We start from the raw sequence: 13,308 nt of genomic DNA on the forward strand, positions 1-13,308 counted from the left end.
TAGCCATTGCGAACCACGGCACGCTGCCCGCTCAACGTCTTGACGTTACTGAACTGCTCAAGCAGCTCTGCCAGCTCCACTTCAATCGCCTCCTGGATGACCCGTCGGGCCCCGCGCCTGATCAGCTCCTCGAGCCCAAGCCCGATTTCCGATAGACCGACTGCTTCTTTCCCTTTATCCTTGCTCATGGTGGACCTTTCTTGTGCTGGTTTCCGATCTCGACAATCAGATTCTCAGCGGAAAGCTCCACCGCCCTCTACTCCGCGCCTCAAATTCCCCGCCTGTACACCAGTTTCGACTTTAGCTCTGCGCAGTGGCCACTTTGGTTCATCGCTCTTTGGGGTGCTGCTCGTACTGCGGCGTCCAACTGCTAAGCGGAACTGGGAGCTGTCATTCACTCGCCAGTATGGCTAGCAACGGGAATACCCATCGCGGCTCCGATACTGCGCACCATAGTTACCAAACGCGGACCCACTTCCTCCACTAATTGGCGTGGCCGCAATTCAAAGCTCGGCACGGTGCAGCCGAAGACGTAGATTTTGTCCGTGGAGTTTGAGCGCACTGGCACGGCGACGGCGTCGAGTTGGCGATGCAGGTCGCCCTGGCTGACGCAGAAGCCACGTTCGGCAAGGTCCCGGCGCGCTTCCGACATGCGCTCAACCAGCCAAGCACCGTGCTCCGGATCGTTGGCGAGCATTGTCTCCACATAGCGTTGCCCTTGGTCAGGGGGCAACGCTGCAAGGTAAGCCCTTCCCTTTGCTGTGCGCGAGAGCGAGATATGACTGTCCATCGCGGGCCGCACGGTCTCGCATTCCTTGGCCTGGGCCAATTCGATGAAGACCAGATCCGGGCCTGTCCCCAGTCCCAGTGAGACTTGTCCTCGCACGCGATCGGCCAGTGCTTGCATGGAGCCGAAGGCCAACTGACGGATATGCACCCGTGCCATCAGTGGAGAGGCTAGGCGCGCTAGCCCTGGTGCTGGCTGGAAGCGACCAGTGAGTTTGTCGTAGCGCAGCAGGCCAGCTTGGCACAGCATAGAGGATAGGCGGAAAAGCGTCGGCCGCGGCAAACCGGTTGCGGCCATCAGCTCGTGGGCATTCAACTCAGGCGTCGCAGTGGTGAAAGCCTGGAGGATCTGGATGCCACGCCCAAGAGCACCACTAGTGGTTAATTCGCCTGCTTTAACCTGTGGTTCGCGTTGAAGCACCGGAATGTAGGTCTCGTGTTTCATTCATCAACTGGAGAGCGATTTCTTCGAGAAGCAACAGATGCGGTACACGGAGGTGCGCATTGGTTAGCGTAGGAGGGCCGCAATTTTGAAGGAGGCCTCTCACCCGACCCCGTCTCGGCGCGCGGGGCATCCAACGCGCGTCTTCGCCGTATCAAGGATTGGAGTCAGAGCTCATTCGATACTCGGCCCATATATGTGCTGGTTCCGCTGGTAGTTGTAGCTAGCGTGTGCCTGCTTGAACCGCTTGACTTATGCAGGCCGATCGCGTTGACGACTTGTGTGCGTGGATGGCTATGCGATACCCAAACACAACGGCAGGTCCCAACGTCGCCCCTGGACCTGGGTAGGCTCCTTTCATGACAGATGCCATATCGTTGCCACATGCGTACAAGCCATCGATTGGCATATCCTGCTCGTCTAGTACCCGCGCATCTTTGTCGGTGCGGAGGCCAGTACAACTCGCGGCATCTGCGGGGTACACCTGAACTGCATAGAAGGGCGGAGCTTGGATAGGTCCCAAGCATGGATTGGGCTTTTGGCCTGCGTCGCCATTGAAGCGGCTGACAGTGGTTTCGCCCTTGCCGAAGTCGCCGTCTCTGCCCACTTCGACGTCCGCGTTTTGCTGCCTCACGGTTTCCGCAAGCCCGGATTGGCTGACTCCAATCTTTTCTGCAAGCTCTCGAATCGTGTTGGCGCTAACCAAATATCCCGAACGCTGGAATGGGCGCAGATTTCGACAGCCTGGCGGGACAACGCCGATCCCATATGTCTGAATAAACCTGTGGTCACACACGAGGTATGCAGGCAGATTCGAATTCCATACGTGGCCCGATCCGAGCATACCCTCCACGAAATGGTGGTAGGACGCTCCTTCATTAACGAATCGCTTTCCCCCGGCGTTCACCGCGATGAGCCCCGGCTTTGCTCGATCAAGATAGAGATGGGGGAACAGTCTCCAGCCCCCCTTTCCATCGGGAACACGGGATACGGGTTGCCAAAGGAAATCGCGCGCATGGTGCTCAAGCTTGGCTCCAACGTCCTGAGCGGCCATCAGCGCCTCCCCGCGAACAGCGGAAGGGGCGAGGGACTAAAATGTTCTAGGAGACAGGTTCTCACGCAGCTTGTTGTTGTGCCCGATGCCTCCTGTCGCAAGAACGACCCCCAGCTTTGCACCGATTCGCGTGGTCTTGCCGTTGCATTCGACGGAGATGCCTGAGACACGACCTTCAGTCTTTTCGAGTGAAAGAAGTTTGGTGCCAAAGCGAATTTCTACGCCAGAGTGCCTCAAGCCAAGAAGCATTCCGCCGACCAATGCGTTACCCATGACAAGTCGAGTACCTCTTGCGTAAGAGATCCTGTCGCGGAGATAACGCAACACCAGTTGGACTGTTCGCCTGAAAGCCGGCCACGAACGATAGCGGCCGAGCAACGCCAAGACATCGGCCTTGTTCGCCATCATGCCGCCGAGGACGAGAAAATCTTTCAGCGGTGGGCGTACCCGGGAAAAATCCGGGCCAAGCTTACGTCCATCGAATTCCTTTGGCGATATGGCTCGCCCATAGATGGCGGCACCAGGAAAGTCCAAGTAGTCGGGATGCTGCCCGGAGCTTACAAACTCAACTCCGCATTGATTCTCGAGAAACTCGATGGCCGGACCGGCGCTTTCAAGGAAGGCCTGGCGGCGCCCGAGATGGTCGTCGGGACCAGTCAAGGCTTCCAAGTATTGACGGCCAGCAGCGGTGCTGTCGCCATGGCCAGCTTGATGGCCATGGCGATTACCTGGAAGCCACAATGTTCCGGCCGATGTGGATGTAGTGCCGCCGACCTGGTCGGTTGCCTCGCAAATTACGACGCTGAGTCCGAGATGCGCAGCCGCCAAAGCTGCAGTCATGCCGCCCGCTCCTGCGCCACAGACAACGATATCGTATGTAGTCATATCCGCGGGACTATTCAGCCGGTCGACCTGATCGGTGCAAGTTGCCATTGCAACAGGGAAAACGGCGGGTCAGCGTCGGGGTGGTGTTCAAATACCCCAACCACTTCTGAGCCGATGATGACGTCTTGCATAGGGTCTCCTAAAAGATTCCCCACCATGCGTACGTTGCCGGCGTCCGGCAGTTCGACCAAGACCGCGAGATAGGGAGGATGTCCGGTCAGTGCGTCGTGCGACGCATGCCAAACTCGTTCCCAGCTGTAGATCTGACCGCGAGGTTCAACTTCTTGCCAGCCCGGATCAAACTCGTGGCACTGGTGGCACAGCCATTCGGGGCCGAACTGCCAAGTTTGGCAATGATTGCAATGCTGGAAGAGCAGACGGCCTTCGCGCAAGCCATTCCAGAATGGAGCAGAGAGTCCGTCCGGTTCAGCCACGGGAATAGGCAGACCAGGAGGGAGATACGGGGTATCGACGGTCTGGTCGGTCATTGCGCCACCTCCTGCGATGCCAACAAAAGATTGCTGACGGGGGTTACCATCGGCCCACCGATTACCAAGGCAACGTCGTTCTTCGGAGCCTGGTTGCACGATGTACCGCGAATTTGACGAACGGCTTCAAGCACAAGTTCGAACCCATGCATGTAGCACTCTGCGAGATTTCCTCCGCTTGTGTTCAGCGGTAGCTTTCCGGACGGGGCGATAAGGTTTTCAAGCGTCAGGAATTCGTTGGCCTCTTCCGGTTTGAAGAATCCGTGCTCAGCAAGCGCCATCACGACGCCACCGGTGAAGTTCTCATAGCTCTGCACAACGCCCACATCGGTATGGCTGATGCCGGCCATCTTGAATAGGTTGGGAGCTACAGTGTCGAAGCTGGCGCTGCCATAGAGCGGCGAGTTATGGGGGATGGCACCGGTTCGATACCCGGAGCCGGCGGCGGCTCCGAGGATGTACGCCGCTTTGCCCGGGAAGTCCTTCGCACGTTCTGCCGATACGAGGATCAATGCAGCGGCGCCATCATTTTCCATGCAGCAGTCAAACAGATGGAAAGGTTCGGCAATCCATCGCGACTGGTCGTACTTCTCCTCGCTCAGAGGCTTACCGTACATGACTGCCCGCGGATTTGACTGAGCATGGTGATAGGATGCCAATGCGATAGCACGCAGGGCTTCCTGTCGGACACCGTGGTCATGCATGAACCGTCGCGCTCGCATGGCAAAGCGTTGAGGAGGGGTGAGGACCCCGTAAGGCATCAGGTATGCCTTTTCCCCTGAAATCGTATCGACACCGGAAGTGCGACCAAAGCGCCCAAACTGGCCCTGAGCCAGAGAGCGGAAGACAACCACGCAATCCGCCAAGCCGGCCTGAATCGAAGCAGCGCCATTAGCCACTGCTGCGCAGCAGCCGCCACCGCCGCCTCCCCACTGCATCGTCGTCGCTCTAAGTCTGGGAAGGCCTAGCGCAGCGGAAATTCGCGAAGGGTCGTTACGGTCATCACTGAACGACGAGAAGCCGTCAATCTCGCGTGGATTGATGCCGGCATCCTTGCAAGCAGCAAGAATGGCCTGCAGTGCGAGCTTGAATTCACTGTCGGGCGATTTGCCGTGACGATAGTACTGACTCTCGCCAATGCCGATCACCGCAACTTGTCCCTTGAGCGTTCGCGTCACGATGCGGACTCCTTGGAGAGTTCGCGATGATCTTTGCCCAGGCCACCAGCGCGCCGCAGGCCTTCGATCTTGTCATCGTCGTAACCGAGGACATCCCGGAGCACTTCCAGCGTATGTTCGCCGACAGCGGGCGCCGGGGTGGGGTCGACCATAGGCGTATCGCTGTAGCGAATCGGGGAGGCGATATTCGGCACCCAACCGACCCTGGGGTGAGGAATTCGGCTGACAATCCGACTTTCTCGCGCCTCGGGCGAGCGAATGGCATCGCTAACGCTGCGCAGTTCCCCGCTGGGGATACCTGCCGCCCGCATCAGTTCCTTGCCAGTGGCTCCATGGTTGTTCTGCGAATGCATTGCCAAGAATCTCGAAGAGCTCGTCACGGCGGGCTCGGCGCAAGTCTCCCGTTGCATAGTTCGGATCGGCAGCCAGGTCTGGACGGCCGATAACTTGAGTCATCAGGCGCTGGAAGATGCCGTTGTTGCCCGAGTTGATGTAAAAGGATTTGTCCTTGGCCTTGAAGACCCCAGAGGGGCACGTGTCAGGGCTCGTGTTGCCGTGGCGTTGAGGGTCCGCGCCGCTAAACAGGTACTGCATCGGGGCGTAGCCAGTCATCAGAACGGCGTTGTCAAATAGCGCGATTTCGACAGCCTGGCCCTTACCCGACTTCTCGCGAGCCAGCAGTGCCCCCAGAACGGCATTGCAGGCCATCATGGCAGTACTGATGTCCATCACTGGCGACAGCGCGCGGACGCCTTCGCGGTCGGCATATCCGTTCATCGAAACGAAGCCGCTTTCTGCTTGGGCGATTGGATCGAATCCCAGGCGGTCAGCGAAGGCACCGGTGCGACCGTATGCAGATACCGAGCAATAGATCAGACGGGGGTTGTAGGCTTTGCAGGTGGCATAGTCGAGGCCAAACCTTTCCATCACGCCTGTGGAGAAATTCTCGACGACTACGTCGGCACTTGCGATGAGCTCTCGTGCGACATCAAGACCTTCCGGCGTCTTCAGGTCGATGGCAATGCTTCGCTTATTGCGATTGGACCAGAGAAACGGCGCGCCTTGTCCGAGTTCCGAGTGAACTGGCGGATACTGGCGGAAGTCGTCGCCACGACCCGGCGCTTCAATCTTGATGATGTCGGCGCCCATGTCGGCCAGCATCATTGTGGCGAACGGGCCGGCGATGAAGTGGGTGAAATCTACGACGCGGAGGCCGCCGAGAGCGGTCGGTGCATCGGCAGGGCGCGGAACGTGCGGCGGGAAATCGGCTTCAATGTTATTCAGCATGGCTAAATTGGGCTTTAGAGACGGATGTTGAACTTCGTGATAACCGGGTTCCATTGCCCGATCTCGTCGCGGATGAGCTTTTCAAGGTCTTCTGCGCTGCCGCTGCGAGGTTCGACCTTGCGGTCGATAAAGATCTTGCGCACCTCGGGCTGTGCGACGGCTTTGGTGATTGCATCGCGCAGCTTCTTCTCTACCTCCGGGGGGATGCCCTTGGGTGCGAGTACGCCGAACCAGGCTTGACTCTTGAAGCCGGGAACATCTTCGGCCATGGCGGGAAGACCGGGTACGACCTCAGTTCGGCTGGGAGAGGCCACGGCCAAGTACCGGACCTTTCCCGACCCGACCATGACGGCACCGTCGAGACCGGTTACGAATGCCGCTTGGACCTGGCCGTTCAGGAACGCCGTCATCAGAGGGGCGCCGCCTGTGTACGGGATGTGCTCCATCTTCAGTCCAGCCATCTCGTTGAAGTACTCGCTCGTGAGATGCGAAAGCGAGCCATTGCCTACCGAGCCAATGTTCATCGCAGTGCCTTGCTTGCGGGCATAAGCGAGAAAATCTTTCATGGACTTAGCTGGGCTGTCGGCCGGTACGGCCAGAATCATCGGTGCGATAGCAACCGTGGAGATCGGACGGAGGTCTCGCAGCGTGTCGTACGGCACCTTCCGCAGGAGCTGGATAACGGCATTAGGCCCGGTGTTACCGAAGACGAGCGTGTATCCGTCGGGCGCCGATTTCGCGACCACGTCGGTACCGATGGCGCCACCTGCTCCTGGCTTGTTTTCGACAACGACGGGTTGTCCCAAATACTCGCTCATGGGCTTCTGAATGATCCGAGCGAGCTGATCTGTGCTGCCGCCAGCAGCGTAGGGAACGATGAGCCGGATCGGCTTATCGGGGTATCCCTTGGCAAAAACGAGGGGAGTTGCCAAAAAAAGGGCGAGCGAGAGCATCGCACGCAGGTGCAAAGACCGGGGGCGCATGGTTTTGTCTCCTAGTTGTGGGTCGCGGCTCGGTGGCCGCTAGGGTCAGGGTTCCAGGTAGCTGGACCAGTAGGTGGTTGCTCGATCCATATGCTGGAGAATCAAGCGTTCAGCTTTTGAGATATCGCGGTTGCTGATGTGCTCCAGCATTTGGCGATGTTCACGGGCCGATGCTAGGCCTTGAGTATGGTCAGCAAACAGCACTTCTCGTCGGCGTGCGGTAAACCGATAGAAGGCGTTGAGGGTGCGAACCAGCACTGAGTTGTGTGCGGCGTCGACTACGGCGATATGGAAATCCGTATCCATCTCGGCGATGTTTCCGCCAGCCTCGAGCGTTTGGTCAGTGCGCGCAAGGATCGCTTCCATCCGGGCGAGGTCTTCGTCAGTGCGGCGTTGACACGCCAGGCTGACAGCGAGCAGCTCAAGATGGGCACGAACCTCCATCGTCTCCGTCACCTCAGTCGGGGTGGGAGTTGCGCCAATGTCGGTCAGCAGTACGAGCGCTTCGAAGCTGCTTTCCCGGGACATGTGACGCAGATAGACGCCAGAGTTGGGGCGCGACTCGACCACCCGAAGTGTGACAAGAGTCGCAAGCGCTTCACGAACCGCATTTCGGCCAACACCGAGTCGTTCGGCCAGGTCGCGCTCAGATGGCAAGCGATCGCCTGGTTGCAGGCGCCGGTCCTGCAAATACGCCAGGATGCCGGCAATAACGTTCGTGCCGGCGCTGGCGCGCGGTTCAGCGGTGGCTTCTCGTGCGTAGGTCATGATTTGCTTTCCATTGGCGTTCTGTTGCCCTGCCCCGCCTATCAAAGGTCTAGAACTAGCGTCTTGGAGCGTGCGCCAGAGCAGCAAACCATAATGGCCTGGTTGGCTTGCTTCTCTTCGTCACTGAGGAAGTCATCGCGATGGTCGGCTTGACCATCAATGATCTCCGTGCGGCAGCTTCCGCAGACGCCGTTGCAGCAGGAATAGGGCACTGCAACGTTATTATCTAACAGCACATCCAGGATGGTCTTGCCGGGCTCCACGCGGTACTTTGCGCCACTCTTATTCAAGACCACATCAAAGCCGCCCTCCGTTGCCGCCTGTTGGGCCGCACCGAAGCGTTCGTAATGAACTGTAGTCGGGTCTCGTTCGGCGGTGACTGCCAGGAAGTCATCAATCATGCCGGTGGGGCCGCAGCAGTACACATGCGTTGAAGCGGGCAGTGCTGCAACCGTGGCGCGGATCTCCAGACGCTGACCAGGCTCGGAATCATGAAAATGGACAATTCGACCGCGCCCGGCATCAATGCGCTGAAGCTCTTCGGCGAAGGCAGTTTCGCCCGGTGAGCGGCTGGCGTACATCAACTTCCATTCTCGGTCGATGGCGTCGAGTCTGCGGAGCATCGGAAGAATAGGGGTAATTCCGATGCCGCCCACGAAGAAGACGGTACTCGACGCACATTCGGCGAGGGGGAAGTCGTTTTGTGGAGGCGTGGCCCAGACCTTGTCACCCACGCGGAGTTTGTCGTGGGCCCAGCGTGAGCCACCTCGGCCATTGGGTTCGCGCTGGACGGCGACACGGTAGTACAAAGGATCGGCCGAAGCTGCGTTCGCGAGGGAATAGCTGCGAATCATTCCCTGTTGGAGATGCAGGTCGATGTGCGCGCCGGGTTGGAAGCCCGGTAAGGGCTTCGCATCAGCGGAAACAAATTCGAACGAAGAGATGCGCTCTGCTTCGAACGTGATTCGCTTCAGTCGAAGTTCAATTTGCGAGGTGTTCATGCTCATTTCCAGTACGACGTATCAGGGCGTGTAGCCAAAGTCCTTGCCCGGTTCGGCGCGCATTGCTTCTTCGCCAAGCTTCGTCCAGTCGCCGCCAAGTGGGATGGTCAGCGACACTGCCCGCCAGCGGAAGGCCGCAGGTGCATTGCTTGAAACCGGATGCTCGCCGGTTGCAACCAACTTCTTGACGGCCTCCAGCAGAACTCGACGCATGCGAGCAACACCGGTGTCACTTGTGCCGAGGTGCTCCTTGCTCCGGTCGAGAATCGGCGTGGTGCCGGACTGGCAGGCTGCGTCCTGAATCCACAGGCCAGGCATGCCGGAGTTGTACTTTTCCACTTGCGACTGGTAGTCGAACTGGTAAGCGTTACCTCGATTGAACTTGCTCCAGTAGGTGTGATACGGCTCCGTGACTGGACGCTTTTCAAACGCGTTGTCCGAGTGGTGACCGGTCTCGCGCCCGTTGTGTCCTTCCTTAAAGAGCTTGCGAGTGCGCTCATAGAAGGGCTTTGCTGGGTGGTACGAGAACATCAGGCACAGCGTGTGCTCATCATCGATGGGTACCCATGCGTGGCCGCTCAGTTCAGGGAACTGGGATTGGGGGGGTACCAGGGTCCAAAACGGCATCAGGAACTGATTGACGCGAACATAGTTTTCGCCGTCCGGCGTCTTCCGGCGTGCGCCGATGCTGATTCCGGCGTCGTGCTGCACACATTCGAACGTGGGGCTCAGATCCTGCGCTTGGCGCCATTGGTTGATGACGCCGCCTTCGCCAACACGGCCGTGGAGAATGGCGGCATGCGCGGAGTCGAGCTCGCCTTCCAACGCCTGGAGCCAGTTGCATTCCTGAACGCGCATGGAAATGGCAACTTGTTCCTCCGGCACCATGTTCCATTCGACGTCAGGAAGTTCCGGGGCCGTTTCGGCGTCAGGGCCCATGTAGGCCCACAGGATGCCGTTGCGTTCCTTGACAGGGTAGGCCTTGATTTTCATGCGTTGGCACATCGGGCTGTCTGCAGGCTCGCAAGGCATCTCCTCACACTGGCCGCTGACCTTGAACTTCCATCCGTGATACACGCAGCGCAACCCGTCATTCTCGTTGCGGCCAAAGACCATTGGCGCGCCACGATGAGGACATGTATGGTCGACCAGGCCAACATTGCCACTGTTGTCACGGAATGCAACCAGATCCTCGCCAAGGAGTCGGACGCGGTAAGGCTGGCCCCCTGCGGCTACCTCTGAGGACTTGAGGAAAGGGATCCAGTACAGCCGCATCATCGTGCCCATGGCCGTTCCGGGCCCGACGCGCACGAGCAGTTCGTTGTCTTCGCGAGAAAGCATTGTGAGGTCCTTTTTTGGTAATCCAATCTGGTGGGACCAATTCTAAGAGCGGAGGGCTGATAAGAAATCAGTAGTAACCCTTATGCGGCAAGGGCTGGCTGGGGCGTATGGGCGCATGTTGCGGATTGCAAAACTTAAAAAAGGGACGTGTAGTGCATTTTATCGGACTTGAGGGATTTCCCCGGTACGTTTTTTTGCACATATTTCATATAGTGCCCATGCCAAAGTGGCCCCACCAAAATGATTGGGTCTTCGGTGAAGCCAACCTGCTAGGGCGCTTGCGAATGTAAGACTCTGCTTCTGTTGCAGATGAAAGCGGTAGTCCGGGAGCTATTCAGGCGTAGCGCCTGGCCACTTACGCCACGGAGGCCGATTTGGTGTTTGCTACGCTTGGCGTGGCGATAGTTATGGCCAATGAGATGACCTCAGCGAGAGCGTGGCCGCCACTGATATAAGCGCGGGTGACGCGGGGGAGACAGCCAAGATGAGAGCAGGATCTGCCGACGACACAAGCTTCATGGCGGACGCCGTGGGAGCGATTGGTACCGAGATGTTTGGATCGCAACTGGACGTCTTGGTGGACCACTATTGTCGGATCGATTTTTGTGCATGCTATCGAATCGCGTCGGATCGAGTCGATGTCGTCGCGATGAGCGACCCGAATCGATTCGAGTCGGCGACGCGAATCGACACGTATGCGAATGGAAAGCTTTGGGAAACTGATCCCGCCCTGCGTCAGGCTTTCGTCGGTCTCGAATCGAGTAGCCTCGCGCATGCTCGGCTTAGGCGGACGGACATTTCGGATCATCGCCTGAGGGACGTTGTCTACACACACCTCGTGGACAGATTGCTTGTTTGCTACAAGAACCAAGCCGCAACCTACGCAATTAGCCTTCTGAGATGGCGGAGCAGTGCACCGTTCCTGTATGGGGACATCGAATCACTCCTTTCGCGAAGCCCCGTCATCATGGCCTTGGTCGATCGGCATTTCGTCTCGTCTGTCAGACGTGGTCGTCCGGCAGACGCCTTCGTATCAAGGGAATTGGCGGAGCAGTGCCTTCGCGCGGTAAGCGGCATGCCAGCGAGAGAGTGCGAAGTCTGCGCGCGGGTAATTTTCGGTTTCTCCTTGCCGGCAATCGCAAGCGACCTAGGTATTAGCGTAGACACCGTAAAGAGCTACGTGAAACGAGCCTATCAACGGATTGAGATAGGCTCTCAGCGCGAACTTGTTGTTGCGTACCTCGAGTATTGGGATGAATGGGTGCGCGCACGCATCCTGAGTTGACGTTTGTCACCCGGCCGGGTGGCAGACAGTGTTTGAGCGAACGCATAGAGTGAGTTGGACCTCAACAAAAGCGTACAGAGCAGTCGATTCTGCTGCCGTGCGAAATAAGGAGACAACTCTATGTACCTCAAAAATGCCTGGTATGTGGCCGGCTGGAACTCGGAATTTCAAAAGGACCAGCTGGTGTCGCGTCGACTTCTCGGCCAAGACATCGTGTTCTATCGTCGCGGTGATGGATCAGTTGCCGCGCTGGAGGATAGGTGTTGTCATCGCGCCGCGCCATTGTCCAAAGGGCAGCAGGAAGGTGACCAAATCCGCTGCATGTATCACGGCCTTCTGTTTAACTGTGCCGGCCAATGCGTGGAGGTTCCTGGGCAGGAGCGCATCTCCGACAAACTCAAGGTCCGCAGCTTTCCAATTGAAGTTCGCGACAATCTTGTCTGGATCTGGATGGGACAGCCAGAGCTGGCTGACGCTTCGGAAATCAAGGAGGTGCATTGGCACAATCGTGAGGGATGGCGTGTCGAGGAGGGCGGATATCTCCGTTACGCCTCAGGCGTCCAGCTGATTGTTGACAATCTACTGGATTTCTCGCACTTGGGCTTCGTTCACAACAAGTCCATCGGTACCCGTAAGCAAGGGAATATTCGTCCAGAGACCGAGTTCCAGGGCGAAACGGTGTCCGTCCGATTCACAACGCTAGGCAGCCCGCCCCCTGCCTTTGCCCATGAGCTTGGGCAGTTGCCGGAGAACGTAGACCGATTCAACTACTACGTGTGGCATATCCGCGGAAATCTCTTCGTGCAGGACTCAGTCATCGCGCCAGTAGGGGGCGGGTATGAGAGTCAGGATCCCGTCACTATGAAGCTACACACGTTCATTGCTTTGACCCCATGCGATGAACAGACTGCCCATTACTTCTGGGCGACAGCACACAACAGTTTTGCATCGACAACCGAGGATTTGACGCGCCGTCTGACAGAACAGGTGGCCCACGCCTTCAACGAAGACCGCGAAATTATCGAAGCACAGCAGGCGGTTATTTCGACTACACCCGATGCGCCCATGGTCGCCATTGCCGCGGATGGCACTCTGCTAAAGGTACGTCGCATGCTGGATGCCCTCCTTCTGGAAGAACGTTCGCTCGATACGGCGACGCAGTAAGCGGAGGAATACCATGAAGAGTTACGATATCGTGGAGTGGGGCAAGCCTCTCCAAGAGGTTCTGCGAGACAGGCCAAAGCCGGTTGATACTGAGGTCCTCGTGAAGGTGCAGGCCTGTGGAGTTTGCCACAGTGACCTCCATATCCGGGATGGCTTGCTGGATCTTGGCAATGGGAAGCACATTACTTTCGAGAGTGTCGGGGTAAAGCTGCCCTTTACGATGGGCCATGAGATCGTTGGAGTTGTTGCAGAGGCTGGCAGTGAGGCATCGGTCAAGCCAGGGACGCCTTGTGTTGTCTACCCGTGGCACGGATGCGGGACTTGCCTGAATTGCACCAACGGCCGTGAAGTTGACTGTGAGAGTGGGCGGGCGCTCGGTACCCGTAAGCCGGGGGGATACTCTGACTACGTCTTGGTGCCGCATGAGCAATACCTCCTGGACTACGGAAAGCTCGATCCGCTGCTCGCCGCTACCTGTGCCTGCTCTGGGCTAACCTCGTTCAGTGCATTGAAGAAGCTCCCTCCCATGCTCGATGCAGACACGCTAGTACTAATCGGCGCTGGCGGGTTAGGGCTCGCGGCACTTGGTTTGAGATAAAGTCAAATCTGGTGTACGAAGGTTGATCGTGGCCGGTTCTCAGGCGGC

12 protein-coding genes and 3 pseudogenes are annotated in these 13,308 nt (G+C 58.1%); 3 read left to right on the forward strand and 12 right to left on the reverse strand.

The genetic code is table 11. The features are described from left to right. The 12 genes and pseudogenes from K309_RS0131680 to K309_RS0131720 all read right to left on the reverse strand — a co-directional run. A pseudogene (locus K309_RS0131680) lies at positions 1 to 188 on the reverse strand (IS256 family transposase); the annotation flags it as partial. 206 nt (positions 189 to 394) lie between these two features. After that, positions 395 to 1,231 (reverse strand): IclR family transcriptional regulator, encoded by an 837-nt coding sequence (locus K309_RS0131685; protein WP_051320724.1) that lies wholly within the window; start codon positions 1,229 to 1,231, stop codon positions 395 to 397. Between the two features lie 220 nt (positions 1,232 to 1,451). Continuing rightward, a pseudogene (locus K309_RS43405) lies at positions 1,452 to 3,215 on the reverse strand (FAD-dependent oxidoreductase). Then, on the reverse strand, positions 3,182 to 3,655 hold the full coding sequence (locus tag K309_RS40850; RefSeq protein ID WP_084402645.1) for a Zn-ribbon domain-containing OB-fold protein: 474 nt from the start codon (positions 3,653 to 3,655) through the stop codon (positions 3,182 to 3,184). Before K309_RS40850 ends, K309_RS43405 begins: the two are co-directional and overlap by 34 nt. After that, positions 3,652 to 4,833: a thiolase C-terminal domain-containing protein gene (locus K309_RS0131695; protein WP_029050046.1), complete on the reverse strand. Its 1,182-nt coding sequence runs from the start codon at positions 4,831 to 4,833 to the stop codon at positions 3,652 to 3,654. Before K309_RS0131695 ends, K309_RS40850 begins: the two co-directional genes overlap by 4 nt. Beyond that, the gene (locus K309_RS44165; RefSeq protein ID WP_369796558.1) at positions 4,830 to 4,985 is read right to left on the reverse strand and encodes a hypothetical protein; all 156 of its coding nucleotides are present in this window, start codon (positions 4,983 to 4,985) and stop codon (positions 4,830 to 4,832) included. The genes K309_RS0131695 and K309_RS44165 overlap by 4 nt, the downstream gene beginning before the upstream one ends. An 18-nt stretch (positions 4,986 to 5,003) precedes the next feature. Beyond that, positions 5,004 to 5,186, reverse strand: a pseudogene (locus tag K309_RS44170) (hypothetical protein); the annotation flags it as partial. Further along, the gene (locus K309_RS38190; RefSeq protein ID WP_369796557.1) at positions 5,101 to 6,174 is read right to left on the reverse strand and encodes a CaiB/BaiF CoA transferase family protein; all 1,074 of its coding nucleotides are present in this window, start codon (positions 6,172 to 6,174) and stop codon (positions 5,101 to 5,103) included. The gene K309_RS38190 and the pseudogene K309_RS44170, both read right to left, overlap by 86 nt. Continuing rightward, on the reverse strand, positions 6,135 to 7,103 hold the full coding sequence (locus K309_RS0131705) for a Bug family tripartite tricarboxylate transporter substrate binding protein (RefSeq protein ID WP_035878695.1): 969 nt from the start codon (positions 7,101 to 7,103) through the stop codon (positions 6,135 to 6,137). Before K309_RS0131705 ends, K309_RS38190 begins: the two co-directional genes overlap by 40 nt. 45 nt (positions 7,104 to 7,148) lie before the next feature. Continuing rightward, positions 7,149 to 7,871: a FadR/GntR family transcriptional regulator gene (locus K309_RS0131710; RefSeq protein ID WP_051320725.1), complete on the reverse strand. Its 723-nt coding sequence runs from the start codon at positions 7,869 to 7,871 to the stop codon at positions 7,149 to 7,151. A 41-nt stretch (positions 7,872 to 7,912) separates the two neighbouring features. After that, positions 7,913 to 8,872 carry a PDR/VanB family oxidoreductase gene (locus K309_RS0131715; protein ID WP_232232580.1) on the reverse strand — a complete coding sequence of 320 codons (960 nt, stop codon included), beginning with the start codon at positions 8,870 to 8,872 and terminating at the stop codon, positions 7,913 to 7,915. 21 nt (positions 8,873 to 8,893) lie between these two features. After that, positions 8,894 to 10,213 carry a Rieske 2Fe-2S domain-containing protein gene (locus K309_RS0131720; RefSeq protein ID WP_029050050.1) on the reverse strand — a complete coding sequence of 440 codons (1,320 nt, stop codon included), beginning with the start codon at positions 10,211 to 10,213 and terminating at the stop codon, positions 8,894 to 8,896. Between the two features lie 1,075 nt (positions 10,214 to 11,288). Here K309_RS0131720 and K309_RS43410 point away from each other — a divergent pair. The 3 genes from K309_RS43410 to K309_RS38195 all read left to right on the forward strand — a co-directional run bounded on the left by K309_RS43410 (position 11,289) and on the right by K309_RS38195 (position 13,260). Then, positions 11,289 to 11,498: a helix-turn-helix domain-containing protein gene (locus K309_RS43410; RefSeq protein ID WP_232232581.1), complete on the forward strand. Its 210-nt coding sequence runs from the start codon at positions 11,289 to 11,291 to the stop codon at positions 11,496 to 11,498. 120 nt (positions 11,499 to 11,618) lie between these two features. Then, positions 11,619 to 12,662 (forward strand): Rieske 2Fe-2S domain-containing protein, encoded by a 1,044-nt coding sequence (locus tag K309_RS0131730; RefSeq protein ID WP_029050052.1) that lies wholly within the window; start codon positions 11,619 to 11,621, stop codon positions 12,660 to 12,662. A 13-nt stretch (positions 12,663 to 12,675) separates the two neighbouring features. Next, entirely contained in the window at positions 12,676 to 13,260 is a 585-nt protein-coding gene (locus K309_RS38195) for an alcohol dehydrogenase catalytic domain-containing protein (RefSeq protein ID WP_051320726.1), read from the forward strand. Positions 13,261 to 13,308: the final 48 nt, after the last annotated feature.

It is taken from the genome of Cupriavidus phytohabitans (assembly GCF_000426345.1).
Classification (GTDB): Bacteria; Pseudomonadota; Gammaproteobacteria; order Burkholderiales; family Burkholderiaceae; genus Cupriavidus.

Coding starts and splice junctions, on each gene's coding strand:
- K309_RS0131685 (WP_051320724.1), bottom strand. CDS start 1,231: ATGAAACACGAGACCTACATTCCGGTGCTTCAACGCGAACCACAGGTT.
- K309_RS40850 (WP_084402645.1), bottom strand. CDS start 3,655: ATGACCGACCAGACCGTCGATACCCCGTATCTCCCTCCTGGTCTGCCT.
- K309_RS44165 (WP_369796558.1), bottom strand. CDS start 4,985: ATGGTCGACCCCACCCCGGCGCCCGCTGTCGGCGAACATACGCTGGAA.
- K309_RS38190 (WP_369796557.1), bottom strand. CDS start 6,174: ATGGAACCCGGTTATCACGAAGTTCAACATCCGTCTCTAAAGCCCAAT.
- K309_RS0131705 (WP_035878695.1), bottom strand. CDS start 7,103: ATGCGCCCCCGGTCTTTGCACCTGCGTGCGATGCTCTCGCTCGCCCTT.
- K309_RS0131710 (WP_051320725.1), bottom strand. CDS start 7,871: ATGACCTACGCACGAGAAGCCACCGCTGAACCGCGCGCCAGCGCCGGC.
- K309_RS0131715 (WP_232232580.1), bottom strand. CDS start 8,872: ATGAACACCTCGCAAATTGAACTTCGACTGAAGCGAATCACGTTCGAA.
- K309_RS0131720 (WP_029050050.1), bottom strand. CDS start 10,213: ATGCTTTCTCGCGAAGACAACGAACTGCTCGTGCGCGTCGGGCCCGGA.
- K309_RS43410 (WP_232232581.1), top strand. CDS start 11,289: ATGCCAGCGAGAGAGTGCGAAGTCTGCGCGCGGGTAATTTTCGGTTTC.
- K309_RS0131730 (WP_029050052.1), top strand. CDS start 11,619: ATGTACCTCAAAAATGCCTGGTATGTGGCCGGCTGGAACTCGGAATTT.
- K309_RS38195 (WP_051320726.1), top strand. CDS start 12,676: ATGAAGAGTTACGATATCGTGGAGTGGGGCAAGCCTCTCCAAGAGGTT.